This window comes from Flavobacterium chilense, assembly GCF_001602525.1.
Taxonomy (GTDB): domain Bacteria; phylum Bacteroidota; class Bacteroidia; order Flavobacteriales; family Flavobacteriaceae; genus Flavobacterium; species Flavobacterium chilense.
Genome location: NZ_LSYT01000005.1, coordinates 167,043 through 193,795 on the forward strand (window position 1 = coordinate 167,043; position 26,753 = coordinate 193,795).

The 26,753-nt window shown below is 32.1% G+C and carries 21 protein-coding genes; 14 read left to right on the forward strand and 7 right to left on the reverse strand.

The window, feature by feature from the left end; genetic code table 11:
* The first annotated feature begins 1 nt into the window (after position 1).
* Genes A4F88_RS13380 through A4F88_RS13395 form a run of 4 tightly spaced genes read left to right on the forward strand, consistent with a single transcriptional unit; the run spans position 2 to position 8,432 of the window.
* A complete protein-coding gene (locus A4F88_RS13380) occupies positions 2–6,334 on the forward strand; it encodes a fibronectin type III domain-containing protein (RefSeq protein WP_068843116.1) in 6,333 nt (2,110 codons plus the stop codon).
* A 2-nt stretch (positions 6,335–6,336) separates the two neighbouring features.
* Positions 6,337–7,032, forward strand: coding sequence for a hypothetical protein (locus tag A4F88_RS13385; protein WP_068843117.1), 696 nt, complete (start codon positions 6,337–6,339; stop codon positions 7,030–7,032).
* Positions 7,033–7,902, forward strand: a complete 870-nt coding sequence (locus A4F88_RS13390; protein ID WP_068843118.1) for an ADP-ribosyltransferase domain-containing protein — start codon at positions 7,033–7,035, stop codon at positions 7,900–7,902.
* Positions 7,903–7,904: 2 nt separating this feature from the next.
* Positions 7,905–8,432 carry a hypothetical protein gene (locus tag A4F88_RS13395; RefSeq protein WP_068843119.1) on the forward strand — a complete coding sequence of 176 codons (528 nt, stop codon included), beginning with the start codon at positions 7,905–7,907 and terminating at the stop codon, positions 8,430–8,432.
* 164 nt (positions 8,433–8,596) lie between these two features.
* On the opposite strand, the gene A4F88_RS13400 is transcribed toward A4F88_RS13395, so the two are convergent.
* From A4F88_RS13400 to A4F88_RS13415, 4 genes are all read right to left on the reverse strand, one after another.
* Complete coding sequence (locus tag A4F88_RS13400) at positions 8,597–9,502, reverse strand: LamG domain-containing protein (protein WP_068843120.1); 906 nt, start codon at positions 9,500–9,502, stop codon at positions 8,597–8,599.
* Between the two features lie 461 nt (positions 9,503–9,963).
* Positions 9,964–10,884, reverse strand: coding sequence for a LamG domain-containing protein (locus tag A4F88_RS13405; protein WP_068843121.1), 921 nt, complete (start codon positions 10,882–10,884; stop codon positions 9,964–9,966).
* A 367-nt stretch (positions 10,885–11,251) separates the two neighbouring features.
* Complete coding sequence (gene capA, locus A4F88_RS13410; RefSeq protein WP_068843122.1) at positions 11,252–12,292, reverse strand: cysteate synthase; 1,041 nt, start codon at positions 12,290–12,292, stop codon at positions 11,252–11,254.
* 70 nt (positions 12,293–12,362) lie between these two features.
* Entirely contained in the window at positions 12,363–14,498 is a 2,136-nt protein-coding gene (locus A4F88_RS13415; protein ID WP_068843123.1) for a S9 family peptidase, read from the reverse strand.
* Positions 14,499–14,566: 68 nt separating this feature from the next.
* On the opposite strand from A4F88_RS13415, the gene A4F88_RS13420 reads away from it, so the two are divergent.
* Complete coding sequence (locus A4F88_RS13420; protein ID WP_017498214.1) at positions 14,567–14,887, forward strand: YbaB/EbfC family nucleoid-associated protein; 321 nt, start codon at positions 14,567–14,569, stop codon at positions 14,885–14,887.
* A gap of 127 nt (positions 14,888–15,014) precedes the next feature.
* Here A4F88_RS13420 and A4F88_RS13425 read toward each other — a convergent pair whose 3' ends face one another.
* On the reverse strand, positions 15,015–16,034 hold the full coding sequence (locus A4F88_RS13425; RefSeq protein ID WP_068843124.1) for a threonine aldolase family protein: 1,020 nt from the start codon (positions 16,032–16,034) through the stop codon (positions 15,015–15,017).
* Between the two features lie 509 nt (positions 16,035–16,543).
* Here A4F88_RS13425 and prfB point away from each other — a divergent pair.
* The 9 genes from prfB (at position 16,544) to hemN (ending at position 25,539) form a co-directional block, all read left to right on the forward strand.
* Positions 16,544–17,642 (forward strand): peptide chain release factor 2 gene (gene prfB, locus A4F88_RS13430; RefSeq protein ID WP_143154974.1). Its coding sequence is split into 2 segments (ribosomal slippage): positions 16,544–16,606 and positions 16,608–17,642, totalling 1,098 coding nucleotides; the frame shifts between segments, so codons are not numbered across the junction.
* Between the two features lie 432 nt (positions 17,643–18,074).
* Positions 18,075–18,476 (forward strand): hypothetical protein, encoded by a 402-nt coding sequence (locus A4F88_RS25675; protein ID WP_209442828.1) that lies wholly within the window; start codon positions 18,075–18,077, stop codon positions 18,474–18,476.
* Positions 18,477–18,524: 48 nt separating this feature from the next.
* Positions 18,525–18,974: a peptide-methionine (R)-S-oxide reductase MsrB gene (msrB, locus tag A4F88_RS13440; RefSeq protein ID WP_068843126.1), complete on the forward strand. Its 450-nt coding sequence runs from the start codon at positions 18,525–18,527 to the stop codon at positions 18,972–18,974.
* A gap of 636 nt (positions 18,975–19,610) precedes the next feature.
* A complete protein-coding gene (gene lpxD, locus A4F88_RS13445; protein WP_068843127.1) occupies positions 19,611–20,609 on the forward strand; it encodes a UDP-3-O-(3-hydroxymyristoyl)glucosamine N-acyltransferase in 999 nt (332 codons plus the stop codon).
* A 213-nt stretch (positions 20,610–20,822) separates the two neighbouring features.
* A complete protein-coding gene (locus A4F88_RS13450) occupies positions 20,823–22,451 on the forward strand; it encodes an acyl-CoA carboxylase subunit beta (protein ID WP_068843128.1) in 1,629 nt (542 codons plus the stop codon).
* Positions 22,452–22,573: 122 nt separating this feature from the next.
* Entirely contained in the window at positions 22,574–22,996 is a 423-nt protein-coding gene (locus A4F88_RS13455) for a DoxX family protein (RefSeq protein ID WP_068843129.1), read from the forward strand.
* A gap of 120 nt (positions 22,997–23,116) precedes the next feature.
* Complete coding sequence (locus A4F88_RS13460; protein WP_068843130.1) at positions 23,117–23,464, forward strand: hypothetical protein; 348 nt, start codon at positions 23,117–23,119, stop codon at positions 23,462–23,464.
* A gap of 117 nt (positions 23,465–23,581) precedes the next feature.
* Positions 23,582–24,052: a hypothetical protein gene (locus A4F88_RS13465; protein ID WP_068843131.1), complete on the forward strand. Its 471-nt coding sequence runs from the start codon at positions 23,582–23,584 to the stop codon at positions 24,050–24,052.
* A gap of 122 nt (positions 24,053–24,174) precedes the next feature.
* Positions 24,175–25,539, forward strand: a complete 1,365-nt coding sequence (gene hemN, locus A4F88_RS13470) for an oxygen-independent coproporphyrinogen III oxidase (protein ID WP_068843132.1) — start codon at positions 24,175–24,177, stop codon at positions 25,537–25,539.
* Here hemN and A4F88_RS13475 read toward each other — a convergent pair.
* Positions 25,536–26,237, reverse strand: coding sequence for a sulfite exporter TauE/SafE family protein (locus A4F88_RS13475; RefSeq protein WP_068843133.1), 702 nt, complete (start codon positions 26,235–26,237; stop codon positions 25,536–25,538). The genes hemN and A4F88_RS13475 overlap by 4 nt on opposite strands.
* 5 nt (positions 26,238–26,242) lie before the next feature.
* A complete protein-coding gene (locus A4F88_RS13480; protein WP_068843134.1) occupies positions 26,243–26,692 on the reverse strand; it encodes a FixH family protein in 450 nt (149 codons plus the stop codon).
* Positions 26,693–26,753 lie beyond the last annotated feature (61 nt).

The following is a 26,753-nucleotide window of genomic DNA, read 5'->3' on the forward strand; positions in this document are numbered from 1 at the left end:
AATGGATAAACCTCAATTACCCAAAATGCTAAAAAAATTATACTTATACCTATTATTGTTATGTTCCTTAGCAGGGTTTAGAAGCTATGCGCAGACATTTCCTATCTCGGTCACAACCCAAATCACACAGCCCTCACCTATTTATCTGACTAAATATGCTGATGCAGCTACTATAAACAGCCCTATAAAAATTCAGTTAACTTTAAACGATTTAACCATTTCAAATCGTCAGGTAAGGTTAAAGATTTATTTTCAGGGTAATGGGATTTCATTTAATACTAATGATTTTGTGGTAGGTGCAAAACCATTGTATCTCGAAGGAGGATTTCCGCTTCAGTTAACCAATGTTGACCTGGCTCCATATTTTGAATATCAAAACCTGTTAGGAGTCAATCAAAATCAATATGCACAACCCTTACCAGAAGGTATTTACAATATATATGTAGAAGTATACGATTTTGCGACAGGAAAAAAACTGTCTAAAAAAACAGGTTCAACAACCATTATTTTTCAGAATGAACCTCCTTTTTTAAACCTGCCTTTGAACAATGCTTCGATTATGCAGCAAAATATTCAAAATATTGTTTTTAGCTGGACACCACGAAGCATCAATGTTAGTAATGTAGAATACGAATTTTCATTGGTAGAAATTTGGGATAATTATACTCCGGTTCAAAATGCATTTGCTTATTCGCCTCCATTGTATACCACTACGACCAAAATGACAACTTTGCAATATGGTATAAACGAACCTCAACTTATTCCAGGCAAAAAATATGCATGGCGTATAAAAGCAAAAGCAATTTTAGGAGCCGAAGAAATTGGTGTATTCAAAAATAATGGATATACAGAAATTTTTGCTTTTACCTACGAAATGTTTTGTACTGCTCCGCTGGCTATTACAACTTCCGGCGTTAGTCAGGATCAGGCTAAAATAACATGGAGCGGTAATATAGATAATTTTGACTATCAGGTAAATTATCGTGAAAAAAATGCCGGTTCAGAATGGTATAAAGCCGTAACTCCCAGAGAAAATATTACCCTTAGTAATTTAAAACCTAATACAACATACGAGTATACTGTAGGGTCATCCTGTGATGTAGGTAAATATATTCACAGTACAATTAATGAATTTACAACCATTGCAAAAGATGAAATTACATTTGCCGGTTGTGGTATAAAACCAGATCCAAATGATTTGGCTAATAAAACTCCTTTGCCTAATCTTTATCCTAATGATGTAGTTACAGCAGGAGATTTTCCAATTGTTGTATCAAAAGCGACAGGAAGCAATGGTAGCTTTACTGGAGAAGGCTATGTAACCCTTCCTTTTTTAGAGAAATTCAAAAAACTAATTGATGCTGCTGATGCTCTTGGAGGCGATAAAACCAATATAGGAAAATTTTCCCGTATTAGAATTACCTTCAACAACATTGGTGTTAATACCGACTTTAAATTAATCTCCGGAGAAATTGTTGCGAGTTATGATCCTGCCTGGACTGGTGTTGGAGATTTAGATGGTGTGGTAAATGATGCATTTGGAGACGCAGGAAATGTTGTTAATCATCAATATGATTTATCTATAAAGTCTGTTGTAAAAAATCCTGATGGCACTATAACAGTTACCAGCACTACAGGAGTAACCTCCGTAATAGACAAAACGGTAAATGATATTATTATTACAGATAAAGATGGTAAACAATTTACTGTTCCTGCTAATGCTACAGCCGGAAATATAGAACAAACCGGACAACTGGCTCCAGGCGGAATACCAACTCCTAAAAACACAAACGGAATGGGATCCGGAGGTGATGTCGCTGAAATTTCTTCACCAGATGTCAAAGTAACTTTCTCTCAGGGAGATGGAAAATATTCTTTTGATACTGCTCCATTAGCTGATAATGGAAGTCTGGGTAAAACTTATCAGGCAATTCCACAAAAAAATGGTGGAACATACAAAGTAAATTACAAAGCTATTTCAGACAGTCCAAATTCGACTGATGTTGTAGTGGCTACAGTTGATTTCAAGAACGGAAAAACAAAGAAAGACCTTGTCTTTAAAACACAAAACGGTACTGCTATCGACAGTACTAAAATTGTTTGGAAAGACAATGTTGCCACTCTTACGCTGAAAAAAACTTTAGATTTTGCAAAAGAAACTATCATTGCAACAGTAAAACCTGTAGCACCAAAAGATACTAAAGAAACTGCTGGCAAATATGATATTGCAGGAACAATTGATTTGTGGCATTTAACAAATAAAAAAGTAAATGTGACCTTGGTAAGTGTTAATAACGCAACAATACCAAATGATGCGCAAAAACAATTAAACGCAATTTATGAACCTGCCGGAATAACTTTTGAGGTTAACACGATCAATGTCAGTTTAGATAATAGCTGGGGAGATAGTATTGAGACGAGTGATAGTGACTTATTAAATACTTACACACCAGAACAGCAACAAATAACAGCAAATTTAAAGATACAATTAGGATCAAATTATAAAAAAGATACCTATTATGTTATTTATACTGATGCACCATCTAACAAATCAAACCTGCTTGGCTTTATGCCTCTTAAGCGTCAATATGGTTTTATCTTTAATAAAAACAATACTGTTCGCACACTAGCGCACGAATTAGGGCATGGTGTTTTTGGCTTACAACATCCTTTTACCCAATTCAATACTTCTACAACAACAGACCTATTAATGGATTATGGTACTGGAGTTGTATTAAGCCATAATGACTGGCAGGTTCTTCATGCGCCAGGATTGCAATTGTACCCGTTTATTCAAGGGGACAGTGATGGGGAACATGTTGAAGTAAGTAACATGGAAAATTTATATACCAACTTTAAAAATACTGATGGCTCACTTACTTTTTTAACACCAGCAGGAAAGCCATTTACTATTAAAGAGAAGATAAGTAGTGTTGGTTTTTCTTACTTTGACGATAACTGGTCTACAGACAGAACTAGTTTTGAAGATACGGTTTTACCTATTGGTACATTAAAAAGATTCACTTTAACTAATGGTAAAACATACTCAATAGCTCATCCTGTAAAAGATGATAATAAAATAGATATTGTAGGATATGCTGAATTGGACAAAAATGGACAGGCAATCCAAAATACATTGTACATAGATAAAACAAGTTCTGTCTTAAAAACTAGAAATATTATTGTAGGTATTCCTGCAATTGAAAAAGGTCAGCTTATCTTTAAAGTTCAAAAAATAAATAATTATAAAAATTCAGATATACCAAAAGACAATTATGGTAGTGGACCTCAAGAAAGTGTCTACTTTTTAAATACTTATATTAAAGAACTTAAACAAGGTATAAATATTTCGAGTTCAATAAGTCCATTGGATATAAATGAACTTTATTTCATAAGTGAATTCAGTAGTGATTTATACGGAATGAATGCACTTCATGCCATTCGTATTGCTTATTTTTTACGTAATAATCCAGATTTAATTAATTGTTTAGGTTATGCACAAAATCAAATAGGAAAAGATGTAACCTTACGATTTAATCAAGAAATGAGAGATGGTTTACGTTCATCACTCTCAAAAAATCAGGGAACGACAAGAGTTTCTATCCCTGTTTTTTATGCAGACATATCAAATAATGTTAAAAAAGACATTTTTACATCAACAAAGTATTTAGCTAGTCTAGACGCTATTCTTCACACATATTATAATGAGCTTAAAAACAAAGGAAACGTTTCAATTGATTTATCGTTAAGTGACTTATCAGAAGTAATTGATGGTCTGGGTAGAGAATGTCTATTAAGTAATATTCCTATTGAAAAAAGGGTAGAGTTTTTAAAGCAATACAAAACCTGGAAAATTTCAGGCTCAAAAGAAGATATGCTTCTTGAATTATTAATAAATATCAGACCAAGTGATATTCCTCAATTGCTGACTAACTTAGCAGATAATAATTATGAATTATTAAGAGGTTTATATAATGATATGAATGATAAAGAAGATTATTATACTTTATTATCAGTCATATCTACTTATGTAGCAGAACAAAAAAAGAATACTCCTGAAGCAATCAGTTTACAAGGAGATTGGAAAGCAGGAGCAGAAAAATATGTGTATGTCTGCAAAGATGCAATGCATATTTTGACGTGTAACGTTGAGATAACTGAATTTAACAAAGCTAATGGAAAAGTTATAATTAAATTTCAGGATTTCTCAAATACATTTAATGATAAACCTGTTTTTAAAACAGTAGAGGTAGATCCCTTTGATTTGATTCGAGTTAAATTTGAAAATGATTTTGACATCAAAGGCACTAATGGTAAAGAAATAAAAGAGGGACAAGATGCAATAGTACCTGCAATTTATCTTTATTGGATAATGAAACAACAACAGGATAAAACAATAAGTGTACAAGTTAGAATTGCCCTAGACATTTTGGCAATTATTCCAGCAGTATTTAGTGCAAATCCAGAGTTAGTTGTATTAGTTGATGCTGCAGTTGCTACTACTGATATAGCTTTCCAACTTTCTTCAGATGCTATTAAAAGTTCTGACAATCAAGCTTTAAATAATTTGGTTGATGGTTGGGATGACATTTATAAAGTATATTCTTTAGGACGTTTAGTATCCTCAGCTCCAGCTATATTAAAAGGCGGAAAAGACTTAGGAAAAGTAGTATTTAATAGAGAAAACTTAAATAAAACTATAACAAGAGCAAAAGCTATACCAAGCGAATTAAATAATATAAGTAAGGTCTTTTATAAATTTTACAAAGCCATAAAAAATAGTGAAAGTATAACAATCGTTGCTACGAAGAAACAAATTTTAGAAAATACTATTTATGGCGCATATGTCGAGATAACTTTAGCAGAAAAATGTACTGCTCTGGATGAATTTAAATTATTATTTCAAAATAATAAAATAATCGTTGGTGTTAATTCAAAAATGGCAAATGGTACAAGTTACGCTCAAGGTGTTAGTGTAGCAAGTGTTACAGAAACCAATGGAGCTTTAATTTTATCTGAGTTAAGAACTTTACCTTCAACTTATACTGGAAGTACTAAAGTTGTAGAAACTATTAAAAATGTTAGTATTGCCGGAAAAGGGGTGCAAACCATTGAAATTATCACTACAGATATTGGTCAGTTTTATGCAAGACAACTTTTGGCTGCTTCACAAGATAGTAACTTCATTGCATCTATAGAAAAGAATTACCCAACTACTTTTAGCAAAATTAAAAATGATATTACTTTAAAAAACAAGTTTGAAACAGATTTCAAAAACGCAAATACTTCTGTTTTAACTGAAATTGAAGATATTGCTCATTTTGATGATGATTACAATTCTTTTGTAACATTATGGAAATCTACAAGTAGTACTGAATTATTAAATTATGTCAAAGATTTAGATAAATTTAAAGCATGGTGGTATCCAAATAAAGCAAAAGTAAATAATGAATTTTTCATTAATCTAAAAGCTTATGAAGAATCATTAAACGCAGGATATTTACAAACTTTACATCTAGAAAAAATATCAAGTAATGTTAGAGGTCAGTACTGGAATTATTATAAACAAAGTCAATGGGATAAACTTGAAGCATTAGCAAAAGAATATAAAATAAATTTTGATGCTAAAAGTAATGCATTATGGCCACCTGCAAACGGTGGATATGGCCCATTAGTTAAAAGGGTACCAAATGAGAATGAAGTATTTGACAGATATGGAGGCTCTTTTGGAGATCTGCCAGATGGAACACCAAATTTAGGAGGAGCCTACACAAGCCCAATGTTTAATGGAAAACCTTATGATTTTGATGGAAGGGCTCTAAATATGGAAAAAGAAAAATACGATTTTTACTATAAAATAATAATCAAAGATCCATCAAAATTCGAAATTGAAACCAATAGGGCAATTCCATGGTTTGGAAAAGTTGGTAAGGCAGAACAATCTCGATTTATAATAAAAGATAAAGATCCTGTATCTGGTTATGCAAAAACATGGTCACAATTGGCACAAGAAGGCTCTGTTGAAATACAAGTTATAGAATCCCCAAGCGGAAAATATTCAACATGGGTTGGAAAAGGAAGAACGATATCTAAGACTATTACAAGTGGTGGTAATACTTTGAGTGAATTAAAAAGTTTAGGGTTTACAGATGATATTGCTAATAAAATTATTGCCAAAAATAAATCATTAAATTTGTCAGAAGCAGAAGTAAAAACACTTATGCAGGATTTAAAAAACAACTCTACGTTAATGAAAACAGTTAATCAAAACCCTGAAAATGGTATTGAAGCCTGGAAGATATTTACGGATAATAAAAAAGCCCTTTGCGACTAGACATGATACAAATAAAACAAATCGAACATTTAAGTTTCTATAAAACAGTAAATAAAAGAATAGAGCTTAAATATATGGGCTGGGAAGAACCTAATAGAGGCCAGGAACTTGTATATTATTCCCTATTAATTGATGGTAAAGATAAAACCGAGGAATTATTTTCAGCAAAAACCATTCAATGTTTATTGAATGAAAAAATTGAAATAGAACATCCAACCAAAAACTTTGCTTTCATTCCGTGTATCGATTTTTATTTACTCAACACTTTAGATTATACAAAAAAAAGTTTGAAAGTCTACTTTAGAGAAAACGGAAATACCACTATAGATAGTTTGGTAGGAAGTTTTTTTTATCCTGAAAAACACTTACTGATTAATAAAAGAAGCTTAGTTTTAACCGATTTGTTAACTCTGGAAATTGAAAAAATAAAATTTGATAGCAATATTGATATAGAATGGGCATATTTAATTAATTCAAGGCAAATTCAAGTTATTCAGTCATTTTCTAATTCCTGTTTTATTTATGATTTAGACGAAGAAAAAATTATAGATAAAAAAAGTATTGTCAATGAGCTACTTTATCCAAATATTTTCAGATGGATTTACAGAGGGCAGGATTATGATACAAATCAAGTAGAAATGGAACTACTTCAAAAAGCAAATAACAAATTTACAAGTACTTACTTTAAAATGAACTAAATGAAAAATATAATAAAAAGATTGTTTTTTTATTTAATACTGTTATCAAATCTAATCATAAATGCTGGACCTGGGGATCCCTGTCCTCTGGCAGTATTAGTAAATGATTTATCTACTTCCAGTGCTGACTTCAAAGTCCTAATTAAAGAAACTAATGGTTTTAATGCATGGTTAATTCTAAACAATGAAGCTTCATCATTACGAACCAATATTGAAGAACTTACTTTAGTATCTAAAAATCTAGATAACATTAATAAAGTTGGAGGATATGTGAAGTGGAAATCTCTAAGCGGAGTTGGTGAGAAATTTGATAATTTACTTAAAAACACAAGTTATAATTCCATTTATGAACCTTTAAAAAATGGTTCACATATCCGTAAATATGCAAACTACAATATTTCAATTGCAGAAGAAGCTGCATATAAGTTATTTATTCAGGATAATTATTATTCTAATTTTAATAAGGCTTTAAGTGGCGTAATTTCTATGACTCCAGAATACACTGAAATGAAAGATTTAATGCTTTCTGCATATTCTAAGTTTCCAAAACAAATAGGTATAAATGTTTTTAGGGGTGCTGGTGCATCAGAATCTAATTTTGCAAAAAAATTAGTAAAAGGTCAAAAGTTTAATTTTGAAGGACGCTTTACCTCTAGTTCATTAGATGATTATACCGCAGATATATTTAGACGTGGTAATAAAGGAGATGTAATTTGGGAAATAGAATCAAAGACAGGAGTAGACTTAAAATTAATTAATGGCTCTGAATCCGAAATATTATTTAAACCATTCGCACAATTTGAAGTCGTGGATATACTTCCAAGCACAACAACTCCCAATGTTTTTATTTATAAAATTAAAGAGCTATAAATATGTGTAACTGGGAAGAAATAAAAAGTAAATATATTTTATTAGCAGATGACATCAATAAATTTAAAGATGAATTTAAATGGTTAGATAAAAACTATTCATTAACAATAGATGATGTGGATGAAAATTGGAATAATCTTACTAACACTCAAAAACAAATTAAGCGCTTGTATTGGTCTAAAATGGCTAGAAAAACAGATTCTTACAATAAACAAGGTTTTAATTATGAAGAAAGTATAATTGATTTATATGAATCAAGTATATCTTGTCTTAATAAATTAAATTCTAATAAAGTAGAAAATATTCATTCTGTTAGATTAAAAGCTCACTTATGTCTACTCCAAAAAAATATTAATAGATATAAAGATTCCAGAAAAATAGATAGTTTTAATTATGAGCAATTAAAATCAGTTATATATGATTGTTTAAATTCTAATTTAGAAAAATATTTTATTGAAAATATAAATATTTTATATTTAGAAAATAAATTAGAAACTATACATCATATAATTTCTAATAAAAAATTCTAAAATTTAAAGATGAGTGAAGAAATTTTTCAATAAAAAAAATTAAAGTAATTTCTTTTTTTTAACTTAAAAAAGCATTTTGAAATTTTAGAGAGCTTTTTCATTATTATTTTTTGATTGCATATTACAAAAGCTCATTTCTTTTTGATTGAGTTTAAATTTCTAATCTACTTTTTCGCAGCCCCATTAGTCACTTTTATCAAATAAGTTCCTTCTGGCAAATCACCAATGTTCGAAGCGTTCGTTCCTATTATCTTTCGTCCCTGAGAGAAAACCTCAACCGTTTTAGAGCCAACATTTGTTTCTGTTACAGATCCGGTCGATACTTTAGTAGCCATTACAGCTTTTACTGGTGCAACTGCTTCTTTTTTAATAGTATTTGAAGAAACTGTTGTTTCGACTACAGTATTAACAGCTGGTTTCGAACTGTTGTAAGATTCCATAACCTGCTCATCTGTCATTGCAACACTATAGATTTTAAGATCGTCTACATCTGCATTAAGCCCGGTTGTAGTATTCATGGCTCCCAATCTCAATATATAGCCTTTTGTTGAGCGCTGGATGCCATCAACTGTTTTCAATAATTCGCCATTACGGTATATTTTAGAGGTGTTTCCGTCGTAAGTAATACTGTATTGATACCAAACATCTTTTGTAAGAGGAACCGATACAATAGCATTGTTTGTATCTCCCCAGCCAACCAAACTTAAATCTGAGTTACCAGAAGATACAGGTTGCTGTAATAAACCAAAATACTGTGTATTTACCGCACTTCCATAGCCTAAAATATAATTTACCGAATTAATGGTATTAAATTTTACCCAAATAGATATTGATCTCGGTTTATTTCCCTGAGCAAGATCTCCAACCACACCCTGCAAAACTTTATTCGTGATTCGTAAAGCTCCTTTAGCAGTACCCATCCTGTCGTTTACAAAATTAGCTGTTCCTAAAAAGGATATCGTATTATCTATATTGTTTAAATTTCCGTTGAAATTAAATTCCTGAACCGGATTTTGAGCATTCGTATTTAAAAAACTTACAAACAGTAATGTCAGTAATAATTTCTTCATATCTACAGATTTAATCGATTTTAAGATGATGTCATTTATAATAATACCAAACTATATTTCTCTAATAGCCAGAAGTCAAAACTGATAAAGCAAGAGACTTAAAAAGCTAGATAATAATTAAAATTGATAACTTTATTTTATCAATTATTTTAATTTATAATTTATTTATTTTTGTTAAAACTATAAATTTAATTCAAAGACACCAAACACTTTTCTCAAATAAATACAGTATTATTATTTAAATAAAAGAAAATCAACACTAAGCTACATAAGCATGAATCATTTGTAAAAACATCTTTACAAAAAATTAATTTTCATCTTATATAAAAAAGTGATTATAATCTAAAAACAAAAAACCTTCTAAATTAACTCCAGAAGGCTTTTTCACTATTCAAAAAATTGGCTTGTTTACCAAAAACTAAACAACATGAGAAAATAAAAACTAATTATTAACCTTATTTTTAATTTGAAGTCATTTTTTTAGGAGCGGCTTTTGTTATTTTCAACAAATATGTTCCTTCCAGCAGCTGATTAATATTTAAAGCGTTGCTGCTTCCCAAAACTTTCTGTCCTTGCGAAAACACTTCAACATTTTTAGCCACTGTATTTACATCATCAGTTGTAATAATTGTATTTGATGTATTGGTTTTAGCTACTGGTTTTGTTTTAATTGTGGTTGCTTTCTTTTCTACTTTCAAAGCAGTAGTTTCTGCTATCGCAATAAGAGGTTTTGAACTATTATAATAAGCCTTAACCTGTTCGTTTGTCAAAGCAACATCATAAATCTTTAAATCATCTATATCTGCATTAATCCCTACTGTTGTATTTATCTCTCCCAGTCTAAAGATATTGCCCTTGGTAGAACGTGAAATTCCGTCAACAGATTTTAACAATTCACCATTTCGATATATTTTAGAGGCTTTTCCATCGTAAGTTATTGTATATTGATACCAAACCTCTTTAGCAAGCGGAGCCGAAACAATAACATCGTTAGAAGCTCCCCAACCAGCCAGACTTAAGTCTGAATTAGATAAAGTTGTACCTTGTTGCAATAATCCGCAATATTGAGCATTATAAGCGATCCCGTAACCCCATATATAATTGGCAGATGCAATATCATTAAACTTAACCCAGATACTTACAGATCTTGCGCTATTGCCCTGAGGAAGATTCTCAACCACAGCTTCCATAGCCTTGTTTGCAAGACGTTGAGCCCCATTGACAGCTCCTGTTCTGTCTGCCACAAAATTATTAGTTCCAATAAACGAAGTGGTATTAGCCGTATTATTTAAAGTCCCGTTGAAATTAAACTCCTGAATTGGATTTTGAGCATTAACATTCAAATAACTTACAAACATTAAAGTGAGTAGAAATTTTTTCATAATAGTAGATTTAGGATATTAAAACATTGTGTCATTTTAACATAGCTAAACTAGATTATTATGCTTTTGAGCGGAAATTTACTCGATAACGAACCTAAATAATCGTTAAAATAACCAAAATCGATCATTTTAAACTATTAATTACATTTATTTATACAAACACAGATTTTACTAAAAAGATGAATTAAACATAAGTGAAATAAAAATTTATTGCGTAGTTATACATTTTTTAACAATTAATACAAAACATCTGGATCATGTTTTTTCAAAAAAAACACCTAGACAAATGATAATAAGCTATTTAAGAAATAAAAAAAGCTCCATTCGTAAAACGAATGGAGCTTTTATATCTAAAAAAGTAGTTAAGCTACTTTACAAATTCAATTTTCTGAACTTCTTCTTCATTGACACTGTCAAAGAAACCTTGTTCGTTCATCCAGTCATCGCTAAATACTTTACTCATGTAACGAGAACCGTGATCAGGGAAAATAGCAATAATATTACTATCTTTTGTAAACTCTCCTTCTTCTGCATATTGTTTAATTGCCTGCATTACTGCCCCGGAAGTATATCCAACAAATAATCCTTCTTTTCTGGTAATTTCTCTGGCAGAGTGTGCACTTTCCTCATCTGTCACTTTCATGAACTTATCGATAATATCGAAATCAGTAGCAGATGGAATCAGGTTTTTACCTAAACCTTCTATTCGATACGGATAAATTTCTTTACTGTCGAATTCTCTTGTTTCGTGGTATTTCTTCAAAACAGACCCGAAAGCATCTACACCCAGAATTCTAATATTTGGATTTTGCTCTTTTAAGAATTTTGCAGTTCCTGAGATTGTTCCTCCTGTTCCGCTACAAGCAATAAGATGTGTTATTTTTCCTTTTGTTTGTTCCCAGATTTCTGGTCCTGTAGTGTTATAATGGGCATCAACATTTAATTGATTAAAATATTGATTGATGTAAACAGATCCTTTTGTTTCTTCGTGTAAACGTTTAGCAACATTATAATAAGATCTTTCATCATCTGCTGAAACGTGAGCCGGACAAACATAAACTTTTGCTCCTAAACTCCTCAACATGTCAATTTTATCTTTGGATGATTTTGAACTTACAGCCAAAATACAATTATAACCTTTTATAATACTTACCATTGCTAAACTAAAACCTGTATTACCGGATGTAGTTTCGATGATGGTATCACCTGGCGATAGAATTCCTCTTTTCTCAGCCTCTTCAATAATATATAACGCTATTCTATCTTTTGAGGAATGTCCCGGATTAAAAGCTTCTACCTTTGCGTAGAAATTACCTTCTAACTCTTCGGTGATTTTATTTAGCTTAATAAGTGGGGTATTACCTATTAACTCTAAAACATTATTATAAGCGTTTATTTCTTCTTTCATAAAAAAATAGTTAATCAAAGGTATTTTTAAATAACCTTGATAGGTTGCAAATTTAACAAAAAATTTCTAATTAGCTTTTAATTTTTTCTAAATCTAATAAAAAACTAAATTCTTTTGCTAAGTCTTTTAGGGCCTCAAAACGCCCTGAAGCGCCGCCATGACCGGCATCCATGTTGGTATCTAAAAATAATTGATTCTCATTTGTTTTTAGATTTCTCAACTTAGCGACCCACTTGGCTGGCTCCCAATATTGTACCTGCGAATCGTGTAATCCGGTAGAAACATACATATTAGGATAATTTTGTGCTTTTACGTTATCATACGGTGAATACGATAACATATAGTCATAATATTTTTTATTGTTTGGGTTTCCCCATTCATCATATTCTCCGGTTGTTAACGGAATACTGTCATCCAGCATTGTTGTTATTACATCTACAAAAGGTACCTGAGCGATAACACCATTATATAATTCCGGAGCTTCATTTACAATCACTCCCATTAAAAGTCCTCCTGCAGATCCTCCTTCAGCATATAAATGTTCAGGAGATGTATATTTTTCGTTTATTACAAATTTAGAGCAATCAATGAAATCTGTAAAGGTATTTTTCTTTTTTAACAGTTTTCCGTCTTCATACCATTGTCTTCCTAAATCTTCTCCTCCTCTAATATGTGCGATAGCATAAACAAAACCGCGGTCTAAGAGCGAAAGTCTTGTCGAAGAGAAATAAGCATCCATGGTTATTCCGTATGAACCGTAAGCATACAAAAGCAACGGATTTTTACCCGTTTTTTGTAATCCTTTACGATAAATCATCGAAACAGGCACCTTTACTCCATCTCTGGCTGTTGCCCAAACACGCTCTTCGATATAATTTTCTTTATCAAATTTACCTCCCAAAACCTGCTGCTCTTTTAAGATCTCTTTGGCTTTAGTTTTCATATTAAAATCGATAATAGAAGATGGTGTTGCCAGCGATTGATAGCTGTAACGCAAAACATCTGTATCGAAATCGATGTTTGTTGTAGTATAAGCATTGTACGTTTCGCTGCCAAAAGGGAGATAATAATCAGCATCACCATTCCATGGCATAATACGAATATGATTTAATCCGTTTGAGCGTTCTTCGACAACTAAGTAATTTTTAAAAATTTCGATATCTTCTAATAAAACATCTTCGCGGTGCGGAATAAGGTCTACCCAGTTTTTCTTTCCTGTTTTATTTTCAGGCGTTTTCATCAACTTAAAATTGGTCGCCTTATCTTTATTTGTCAGGATATAAAAAGAGTCCTCATAATGCGAAATACTGTATTCTAAACCACGAACACGAGGCTGAAATACTTCAAACTCTCCATCTGGGTTATCTGAGTTCAGAATTCTGTATTCAGTAGTCAGCGTGCTTCCTGAGCTTATAACGATATATTTTCTTGATTTTTCTTTACTGACTGAAACATTAAAAGTATCATCGGTTTCATTATAAACCAAAACATCATCTTTTGAATCTGCATTTAATTTATGTCTGAAAATTTTATCAGCTCTTAAAGTAACTTCATCCTGTTTGGTATAGAAAACAGTTTTATTATCATTTGCCCAAACAGATCCTCCAGTAGCATTTTCTATTTTATCTGCTAAAATCTCTCCTGTTTCCAGATTTTTAAACTGAATGGTATAAATTCTTCTTCCCACAATATCAATCCCAAAACTGGCAAATTTATTGTCGGGACTTATACTTAAACCGCCTAATTTAAAATAAGCATGCCCTTTTGCCATTTCATTGCAATTGAACATGATTTCTTCATCTGCCGAAAGGCTTCCTTTTTTTCTTGAAAATATAGGATAATCCTGTCCTGTTTCAAAACGTGTTATATAAAAATAACCATTATAGAAATAAGGCACTGATGAATCATCTTCTTTGATTCTGCCTTTCATTTCTTCATACAAATTTTCCTGAAGACCTTTTGTATGCGAAGTCATACTCTGGTAATAAGAGTTTTCCTGATTTAGATAATCAATAACCTCAGGATTCTCGCGGTCATTCAACCAAAAATAATTATCAACTCTGGTTTCTTTATGTTTTTTTAATGTTTTTGGAATTTCTTTGGCTTTTGGAGCCGATATATCGTTTTGCATTGATTGAGCATTAGTTTTTAAATACGAAGGTGCAAAAATACTACAAAGACAACAGAACCAAATTAATTTTTTCATAAAATATTCTATTGATATGATACAGCAATATACTAATTTTGTATGAAATAATTTAAAAATCAACAAAAATGGATTTAATGGGAATGATGGGTAAACTTAAAGAAACCCAACAAAAAATTGAAGATACTAAAAAGCGTTTGGATACTGTTTTAATAGACGAACAAAGCGCTGACGGATTATTAAAAATAACCTTAACTGCAAATAGAAAAGTAAAATCAATCTCTATTGATGACTCTTTACTAGAAGATAAAGAACAGCTGGAAGATTACTTAATTGTAACTTTAAATAAAGCAATCGAAAAAGCAACAAGTGTAAACGAAAGAGAACTTGACGCTGTTGCAAAAATGGACATGCCAATGATTCCGGGAATGGATAATTTGTTTAAATAAGATTCAAAGTCTCATAGTTGCAAAGGTTCAAAGGTTTTATTTTGTAAACTTTGAATTTCCCGAATAAAAAAAGATGCATAGTGATGCATCTTTTTTTATTTAACCTTTGCAACTTTGAACCTTCTTCCTAAAACTTCGAAAGTGTTTCAATCACATAAGTATGCATAACTTCTTTGTAATCTAAATGCGTTACAATTCGGAGTTTGTTATGTCCCATCGAACTGATCAAGATATTTTTTTGTTTTAATTTTTCCATCAAAAGCTTATCACTATATCCTTCTGCAAGCGAAAAAATCAAAATATTAGTTTCTACAGGTTCAATTTCCGCAATCCAGGGTTTTGTACTTAAAACAGCCGCAATTTCTTTAGCTCTTCTGTGATCTTCCGCCAGCCTTTCGATATTGTTCGCCAAAGCATACAATCCGGCTGCTGCCAAATAGCCAACCTGACGCATTCCGCCGCCCAGTATCTTTCTGATTCTCAATGCTCTGTGAATATCAACCTTACTTCCCAGCAAAACAGAACCTATTGGAGCACCTAAACCTTTAGACAAACAAACTGAAATCGTATCGAAAATAGCCCCAAATTCTTTTGGATTTTGTCTTTTGGCTACTAATGCATTCCAAATTCTGGCTCCATCCAAATGAAATTTCAGATTATTAGCATCACAAACTTTTTTTATCTCTCTTAAATCTTCTAATTCATAACAAGCACCGCCACCTTTATTGGTTGTATTCTCAACACAAACCAAACTGGTCAGCGGACTATGATAAAACTCAGGATCATTAATTGCTGCTGCTACCTGACTTGCAGTAATCATTCCGCGATTTCCGTCTAATAAACAGCAGGAAACACCACTATTAAACGAAACTCCTCCTCCTTCATAATGATAAACATGTGCATATTTGTCGGCAATTAACTGCTCTCCGGGTTGTGTATGTAATTTTATAGCGGTTTGATTAGCCATTGTTCCGGACGGAAAAAAAAGTCCGGCTTCCATTCCAAAAAACTCAGCTACTCTGGTTTCCAGTTCGATAACTGTTGGATCCTGTCTGTATACATCATCGCCAACATGAGCGTTAAACATATACTGCAACATTTCGTATGTAGGTTTAGTAATGGTATCGCTAATTAAATTTATTTCCATATTCTAAAAAGGTATATCTTTTTTGTACAGCAAAATTACGTATTACTAACAGTTATTCTTGGCAAGTTTTGCTAAAATTTAACTTGTGAATACTATAGAACCAAATTAACGTAATATTTACAAAAAACATATAAAAGTACTATTAATATTCTAAAATTGATTTATATTTCTATAAACCAATTGATTAAACTAAAAATTTTATCTTCAATTTACTCCTTAATAAAAAGGGATATTTCTGATTATCAGCTATAAAATATATTCTTAAAATTAGTCTCAGAAAAAATAAAAAGAGCCTAATTTAATTTTTTAAGCCAGTATCATTTAACAACCTTAATTTCAAAATATAATCCTGAAAAATGCTTTACAGCTAAATCATAATTAATTCCTGTTAATCCTAATAAATTTTAATACCGGATTCTAAAAACTATATGTTATTTTTGTACAGCGAAATGGTGTTTTTTAACCATCGCAAAATCAACAAAAAAACATATAAAAACTATTATTAATTTATGACAACAGCCGAACAAATAAAAGGTATTGTGGAGCGCCTTGGTGCGTTGAGGAGGTATCTTTGACGTTGATGCCAAGCTAATCGAAATTGCCAACGAAGAAGAAAAGACTTTTGCACCTGATTTTTGGAACAATCCCAAAGAAGCAGAAAACACAGTAAAGAATCTTCGAAACAAGAAAAAATGGATTGAAGATTATGACAAAGCAGTCTCACTTACAGATGAACTGCAACTGGCTTATGATTTCTACAAAGAAGGCGAACTTACTCCTGAAGAATTAGACGAGCAATACAATGTAACACAAACGCATATTGAAAATATCGAATTCAAAAATATGCTTTCTGATGAAGGAGACAGCTTAAGTGCCGTTCTTCAAATTACTGCCGGAGCCGGCGGAACCGAAAGTTGCGATTGGGCAGGAATGCTAATGCGTATGTATATGATGTGGGGAGAAAGTTATGGCTATAAAATAAAAGAGCTAAACTTTCAGGCAGGTGATGTTGCCGGAATTAAAACGGTTACTTTAGAATTTGAAGGAGACTACTCTTTTGGATATTTAAAAGGAGAAAACGGTGTACATCGTCTCGTTCGAATTTCCCCTTTTGACAGTAATGCCAAACGTCATACCTCATTTGCCTCCGTTTATGTTTATCCGCTTGTTGATGACAGTATCGAAATTGACATTAATCCTGCTGATATCGAAATTACAACTTCTCGTTCTAGTGGTGCCGGAGGACAAAATGTGAATAAAGTTGAAACAAAAGTTCAATTGGTACACAAACCAACCGGAATCCAGATTCAATGTTCTGAAACAAGATCTCAGCAAGACAACAGACAGCGTGCTATGCAAATGCTTCGTTCTCAACTATACGAAATCGAATTAAAGAAACAACAGGCACAACGTGCTGATATTGAAGCCGGAAAAATGAAAATCGAATGGGGTTCGCAAATACGTAATTATGTAATGCAACCTTATAAATTAGTAAAAGATGTTCGTACCGGTTATGAAACCAGCGATGTTGATGGTGTTATGAACGGAAATATTGATCCGTTCTTAAAAGCATTCTTAATGATGATGGGACAAAAAGAGGAAGAATAAGCAAATGAATAAATATCTCAAGGGTTGTTTGGTTTTTATTGGAATCTGCCTTGGTATATACTTGCAATACTAACAAGTTTATTCTTGTGGTCCTAGCATAGTAACAGAAAAGATGCCGAAGTAGACAGCGTCAAATTTTCAAAAGAATGTGATTCTGTCAAATATATTACCGAACAACCTGAGATTAAGCTTTCCGGATTTAAGGAAAATGAAATTAATATCCTTACCTTTCAGCTACTTCGAAATGGGAAGTTTATTAATAAAATTGTAATTAAAGATGGTTTTAAAAAAGGAACGGATGTTTATTCAAGTCCATCAATTACAATTCCATATCAAAAGTTCTTAAAAACAGATACTATTGTTGTAACTACAAAAAACAAATTACAATATTACATTTCCGGTTATCATCATTACCCTTATTTACATTACGGAATGTTTGGTTATGTAGGTTCTCATGACTGTCGATTTTCTGATGATAATGTGATCATCAATAATAATGCATCAGGTAATGCAACTTTATCCCGAATTGAAGGTTGGGTAAATCCCGAAATAGGAAAACAGATTCGAAAAATTAATGCCATAGATAATGAATATCAAGAATTCTCAAAACAAAGCCCTATAAAAATAAAAGACGCTGAGAAGATTTTTATGGATAACCGAAAAAACAAAACCTTGCTTTCTCTTTATTCTTATGGTATTGAAATTACTCCGGAAAACAGTTACTATATTTTTGGAGAAGAAGTAGAATCAAAAAAAAATCAAATTGACATAGTAAAAATAAACGCAAAAAATGGTGCCTGTAAGCGCTATACAAATTATCCTTTCGAAAACTAAGTTTTAAATTAAAGTTAGTATCTTTATTACTATACAAAAGCAACAATTATGATAAAATGGGCAGATGTAATTCATTTTACAAATAAAGGAAATCCAATTCCTGACAAAAGAGTAGAAAAAACAGAAGAAGAATGGAAACAGCTTTTAACTCCTGAAGAATATCAGGTAACACGTTTAAAAGGTACAGAAAGATCATTTAGTTCTGAACTTTGCAGTTTATTCGACCCTGGATTGTACGAATGTAAATGTTGTGGTACTTTGCTTTTTGATGCAAGCGAAAAATTTGAATCAGGAACAGGCTGGCCTTCTTTTACACAACCACTAAAAGAAAATGCTATTGGGTATCATGCCGACAAATCATACGGAATGATTCGGGTTGAGGTGGTCTGCAATACCTGTGATGCACATTTAGGACATGTTTTTCCAGACGGACCTGGACCAAGCGGTTTACGTTATTGCATTAATGCCATATCATTATCAAAAATAAAAGAGCAATAAAAATTCAAAAGCGATTCACTTTTACAAAGAATCGCTTTTTTTATGTTAGTTCAACTATAAAGAGCAGCTCTGGCAGATAATTTCAAAAGCAAGAATTATTTTAAACATAAGATAAAACCTATCAATTATAACAGCTTTGAAAATCACTTTGAAAAAAAATCTCAAAAAAAACAATTGCAAATCTTTATTTCATTCCTTTTCTTCAAAAAATTATCAAAATTTTTCCAAAAATAAATATCTCGTAAATAGAGGAAACCAAAACCTACAAAACATTATACATTTTCATTTCTTAATTACATCCCCAATTTAGAACTCCTGTTACTATAAAAGAAGTTGAAATGAAGCAAGATAGGATTGTAAAACACGTCTGCAACACATTATATAAAATGTTAAAGAAAACACGTTGAGAACCTTACAAATAACAGGATCAAAAGCAAATTAAAAACGATTAAGACTGCTATTAATTTAAAAACAATCAAAAATTTAATAGATTTAATGTTAAATTTGTAATATTTAAACTATTATTTAAAATACTATTTAAAAAACTTCAAAATAAGATTAGGTAATTTAAATCTAATTGATTTTATTTGGTGCGAAATAACCCCTAAATCAATTCAATTAAATCAAATTCATTCAATGAAATCCTATTCAATTCAAGAAATTAATGAAGTTATTAACGGCGTAATTTACGGTACAACTTCCCAAAGTATAACAGCAACAGAACAATTAGAAAAAGCGACCACTTCTGAAATTTCATTTATAGGAAATAAAAAATATGAAAAATTCTGGGAAGGATCAAAAGCTTCAATTGCAGTTGTTAACGAAGACATTTCTATTGAACCAGGAGATAATCGTGCTTTTATAAAAGTAAAGAATGCCGATTTGGCGATGTCTCAAATCCTGGCATTGTTTGCTCCGCCTACTCCAATATTTCACAACAATATACATAAATCAGCAAATGTCGACGAGACAGCAATTATAGGCGAAGGCGCAAGAATTGGTGCCGGTTGCTATATAGGTCCAAAAGTCGAAATTGGTGCCAATGTTACTATATATCCAAATGTTACTATTTTAGACGAATGTACTATAGGAAAAAATACTATAATCTGGTCAGGAACTGTAGTTCGTGAACGTTGTCATATTGGTAATGATTGTATTATTCATCCAAATGCAACAATAGGTGCTGATGGTTTCGGATTTCGTCCATGTAGCGAAAAAGGCTTAGTAAAAATTCCACAAATTGGTAATGTAATTATAGGAAACGGAGTTGAAATTGGAGCTAATTCCTGTGTTGATCGCGGAAAATTTAGTTCAACTGTTCTTGGTGATGGATGCAAAATTGATAATTTAGTTCAAATTGGTCATAACAGTAAACTGGGTAAATTTTGCATCATGGCTGGAAACAGTGGTTTAGCCGGTTCAGTAACTTTAGGAAATGGTGTTATCATTGGCGGAAGTGCTTCTATAAAAGACCATACTACTATAGGTGATGGGGCTGTTATTGGGGCAGGTTCAGGTGTAACCGGAGATGTACCTGCAGGAAAAACAATGTTAGGATATCCGGCTGTTGAAGCACGTGATGCTTTAAAACAATGGGCAATCCTAAAACGAATGGTTTGCGATTCTAAAAAATAAAATCAAATACATAATATATAAAAAACAGGAGCTTGCTTCTGTTTTTTTTTGCCTGAAACTCACTGAAAAACTCTTAAATACTCTTTGTTTCCAAAATACTAACTTCAAATTATAAAGCCATTTTTATTTTATGAGAACAATGTATTTTATTATGGGAATTTCAATTGATTTTGTAAATTAGCCAACACTATTTTGAAAAAACAACAATATATCATGGATTTAAACTTCAATAAAAACGAAGATCACAATAAATTATTACTTTCTGACTTAATTCAAAAATTTGCCAAAGTAAAATTAGGCGGAGGTGAAAAACGAATTCAAAAACTACATGCAGAAGGCAAAATGACAGCCCGTGAAAGGATTGCATATTTACTGGATGAAGATTCTAAAAGTATTGAAATTGGAGGATTTGCCGGAGACGGAATGTATGCAGAACATGGTGGTTGCCCATCAGGTGGTGTTGTTATCAAAATAGGATATATACGAGGTAAACAATGTATTGTAGTTGCCAATGATGCTACTGTAAAAGCTGGCGCCTGGTTTCCTATAACGGGGAAGAAAAACCTTCGCGCACAAGAAATCGCAATGGAAAACAGATTGCCTATTATTTATTTAGTAGACAGTGCCGGTGTTTATCTGCCTATGCAGGATGAAATATTCCCTGACAAAGAGCACTTTGGCCGAATCTTTAGAAACAATGCACAAATGAGCAGTATGGGAATCACACAAATTGCTGCTGTAATGGGTAGTTGTGTTGCCGGTGGAGCTTATTTGCCTATTATGAGTGATGAGGCTCTGATTGTAGACAAAACCGGAAGTATTTTTCTTGCCGGAAGTTATTTGGTAAAAGCAGCCATTGGAGAAACTATTGATAATGAAACTTTAGGCGGCGCGACAACACATTGTGAAATCTCCGGAGTTACTGATTATAAAGCAAAAGACGACAAAGATGCTTTAGATAAAATTAAAAATATTGTAGATAAAATAGGCGATTACGACAAAGCAGGCTACAGTCGAATTAAAGCAGAAAAACCTGCTTTGGAACCAAAAGATATTTACGGAATTTTGCCAAAAGCCAGAAATGAGCAATATGATATGATGGAAATTATCAATCGTTTGGTTGATAATTCAGAATTTGAAGCTTACAAAGATGGTTACGGACAAACCATTATTACTGGTTATGCCAGAATTGATGGCTGGGCTGTTGGTATTGTAGCCAATCAGCGAAAAGTAGTTAAAACCAAAAAAGGTGAAATGCAGTTTGGTGGGGTTATTTATTCTGACAGTGCAGATAAAGCAACCCGTTTTATTGCCAATTGTAATCAGAAAAAAATTCCTTTGGTGTTTTTACAGGATGTTACCGGCTTTATGGTAGGATCAAAATCTGAACATGGCGGGATTATAAAAGACGGCGCTAAAATGGTTAATGCTGTTAGTAACTCTGTAGTTCCAAAATTTACCGTGATTGTTGGTAATTCTTATGGCGCAGGAAATTATGCCATGTGTGGAAAAGCATATGATCCAAGATTAATTTTTGCTTGGCCAAGTGCAGAACTTGCCGTTATGGGCGGAACTCAGGCAGCAAAAGTTTTGGCACAAATTGAAGCTTCTTCGCTTAAAGCGAAAGGAGAAATTATAGACGAGGCCAAAGAAAGTGAGCTATTTGCTAAAATAAAAGCCAGATACGATGAGCAGACTTCTCCTTATTATGCTGCTGCACGATTATGGACAGATGCTATAATTGATCCTTTAGATACCCGCAAATGGATCTCTATGGGAATTGAGGCTGCAAATCATGCTCCAATTCAAAAAGCATTCAATCTGGGGGTTATTCAGGTTTAGCTTTTCAGAAATTCTCAACATACTGTTAAATAAAAAGTAAAAAACTTATTTTCAAGCACTTAAAAAAACATATATCATTAAAAATTAGTAACTTTATGTATAATTTTTAATAACGTAGTATCATGGAAAATGTAAAAAGCTTGAATAAATGGGCAAATGCGCACACTTATTTACCTGTAGATTTAGTACGTATTGTATTGGGTATTTTTTTATTTATGAAAGGTGTTTCGTTTGTAACTAACGCCCAATATTTACATGATTTAATTTCTCCAATTGATCAGTACGGAGGCGGAATGTTTCTTTTACATTATATCGCCCCGGCTCACATGATTGGCGGAATTATGATTGTTTTTGGACTGCTTACCCGTTGGGCAATTGCCGCTCAATTACCAATTCTTTTTGGGGCTGTTCTTATAAATTTTATGGGACACATGCACTCTGAAAGCCTAATTCTGGCAATTGTAGTACTATTAGTTTGTGTTTTCTTTTTATTTTACGGAAGTGGCAAACATTCAGCTGATTATTATTTCAAAATGCAACAATAACCTTGTTTTATCCTCAACCATAATTATTAAATGTTGAGGATAAAATAATAACTACAATTTAAAAGTTAATTAATTCTTTAAAATTTCTTTAATTGTCTTTTATGAATTAAATTCGCGACCATGAATTGGATTCGTAAAACGATTATTTTTGTATCACTTTTGATCATTGCCTTTTTTGCCTGTCAGGTAAACGAAGTTGCTGTGCAAAAAATCGAAACTGAAAAAAGCGATACCAATTTCTCAATTGACCATTCCGATTCTCTGGCTTTTATACAACCTCAGTCAGGATATCAGCTTGTAGGTAACATCAAATCAAGTCAGCCAGGTTTAATTAAATGGTTCGAGTCTTTATTACTTATTGTACCTCAGCATCAGGCAATAACTTCAATATCAAACTTTGCAAATCAATTTGCAACACAGAGCAAAAAGGTTCTTTTAATGCTCTACCCCTTCCATTTTTTCTGGTAGTAATTTCATGAAATTCTGATGGAAAGAAATTATATTCTTTCACCACAATAGACTGCTTTTAGCTTAAAGGCAGCTTATTATTTTATTTCATAATAATCTATCAAATTTTAAAACAAAATGGAAACAAGTGTAACCATTATTGGTATTGTGATTGCGATCATAGTAGCCATTCCTGTTTATTTTTCTGCACGATCGAGCGCTGCAAGCAAATCAAGAATTTTAAATATCAAAAAGAAATTCAATCCAACACATCCGGAAAATTTCGATTTAACAGAATCGCAAAGCAATAAAACGCTTACGATAGACCAAAAAGACAGAAGATTTATCTTGATGAATTTTAATCCAAATCAGCAAGAATCAACATATTTAGATTTAAAAAGTGTTTCTTCAGCCAAATTAGTTTTGACTACTGAAAGTCCTTCAGACACGATTGTCAAGATTGATTTTGAATTTCAGGACAGAGAAACCCCTAAAAAAATTACAATCCCATTCTATGATTTCGATGATGACCGCATTAAACAAATAAGCGCTTATCAGGATCATATGTTTGCTAAAAAATGGCTTAAAATCATTCAGGATTCTATTTAATGTTAGTTATTTAATTCAAGTAAAAGAGGCTCATTTTGGGTCTCTTTTTTTATTACATGATATTTGTCATTTTATATCGTCAATCGATACTCTAATTTTGATTTGTCCAAAAATGCACTTTTATGAAAATATCACTTACTCAAAAATACAATGTTCCCGGTCCAAGATACACAAGTTATCCAACCGTTCCGTATTGGAATGAAAGTGAATTTACAGAACAAAAATGGATCAGTTCATTCCAAAAGGCATTTTCTGAAAGTAATTCCCAAAACGGAATCAGCTTATACATACACCTCCCTTTTTGCGAAAGTATGTGTACTTTTTGTGGTTGTAATAAGCGTATTACAAAAAATCATTCTGTCGAGGAAACCTATATAAAAGCACTTATAAAAGAGTGGAGCTTATATTGTAAAGTTCTTTCGGAAAGACCTTTAATAAAAGAAATACATCTTGGAGGCGGAACTCCTACTTTTTTCTCAAAAGAAAATTTAGAGCAATTAATAAATGGTATTTTTTCTTTTGCCAATAAAGCTGAAAATTATGAATTTAGCTTTGAAGGACATCCAAATAATACAACTTACGAACAGCTAAAAAAATTATATGATCTTGGCTTTCGCCGAGTAAGTTTTGGTGTTCAGGATTATGCAGAAAAGGTTCAAAAAGCAATCAATCGTATACAGCCTTTTCATAATGTTGCCAAAGTTACTTTTTGGGCTAAAGAAATTGGATACAAATCTATTGGGCACGATATCATATTTGGATTACCGTTTCAGACACTTGCAGATGTAATTGATACAGTTGAAAAGACAAATTCATTAAAACCGGATAGGCTGGCATTTTACAGCTATGCGCGTGTACCATGGATTAAAGGAAATGGTCAGCGTGGGTTTAATGATGAAAATCTTCCAAAAGACGCAGAAAAAAGAAAACTTTACGAAATTGGAAAACAAATGCTCTCCAAAAATGGCTATCATGAAATTGGAATGGATCATTTTGCTTTAGAATCTGACAGCTTGTTTAAAGCCGCTCAAACTCAAAAATTACATCGAAACTTTATGGGATACAGCGCCTCAAAAACACAATTAATGATTGGTTTAGGTGTTTCTTCTATTAGTGACAGCTGGTATAGTTTTGCTCAAAACACAAAGAGCCTGGAAGATTATTATCAGTTATTAGAATGGGATAAACTGCCTGTTGTAAAAGGTCATATTCTAAACAATGAAGATCTAATTATAAGAAAACATATTCTGAACCTGACTTGTGAATTTGAAACTTCCTGGAGTGATGAAATGCTTTACTTTAAAGAGATTTCGGATGTATTGGCAGATCTTGAAGAAATCGAAAAAGACGGATTGATAGTTATAGCAGAAAACAAAATAAGAATCACAGAAGCCGGAAGACCTTTTGTACGCAACATTTGTATGGCTTTTGATTTACATCTAAAAAGAAAATCTCCCGAAACTAATCTGTTTTCTATGACGGTTTAATGACAGTTAGGAGACGACTGAACAAACAAACTCATATTAGCCGGAGAAACATAAGGAATTCCCAAACCTAAACCTCTCAAAATAAATAAAACCCCAATTACTACCGCAACATAAGGAATTGCCTTTTGAATTTTATTTCGAAATGGCAATTTCAACAACGAATGAATATAAACTACTATTGTCATTAACGGAATCGTTCCTAATCCGTACAATAACATGTAGAGTACGCCAAAACCGGCACTTTGCATGGCTATTGCACCAAATAAGGCTACATAGACCATTCCGCATGGCAGGAAACCGTTTAACAAGCCTATTGTAAAAAGCGATTTATAACTTTTCTTTTTAAACTGACTGCCTAAAGTTGATTTTATATTGGAGATTACCTTGTAAACAGGTTTTGAGAAATTATATTTAGCGAATATTTTTTCGGGTATTAAAACAACAAGTATCATTCCAATACCAATAAAGATTGACATTTTTTGTTGCATTCCAGCCAAAAAGAAGCCTCTTCCCAACAGTCCGAATATTAAACCAATTATAGAATAAGCGGTTAATCTTCCTAAATGATAAGTAATAATCTGAGTTACTTTTTTAACTTCATTTTGATGATCAACCGGAAGCATCATAGCAATTGGGCCACACATTCCAACACAATGCAGGCTGCTGATAAGACCCAATATAAAAGCCGAGATTAACATTTTTATTAATTTACGTAAATAACTTCTTTAGTTAAGAATTTTTTGCCCTCATATTGCCATTCCATATTAACATCCCAACGTCCTTTGATTAGTTTTTTCTGAGGTATCATTAATGACGAATTGGTTAAAGCAATCTGAGTATCAAAATCAAATTTTTTATTTGATGGACGGTATAATAAAATATTCCCTTGTACTTTATCGCTTTCAAAAGATGCAGGAAAAGTCACTTTTACACCATCATTCTCCCATTTAATTGAAGGTTTATGCTGTAAATCGTGCGCATTTTGAATTCTAGCCATTTCGTCCTGAAAATGAGAATCATGTTTGTAATATTCTTCTACAACTAAATCATTGTCATATTTGGTATTTGACTGTACTTCAAAAACAAAATATAAAATAAAGCTCATAAAGAGTGCAAATGCAATGACTATTCCGGTTCCCCAATTAATTTTCATATCTGTAAATTTTACTTGTTAGTAGTCAGGATATATAATCGCTTTTTAGTTATTCATTTTT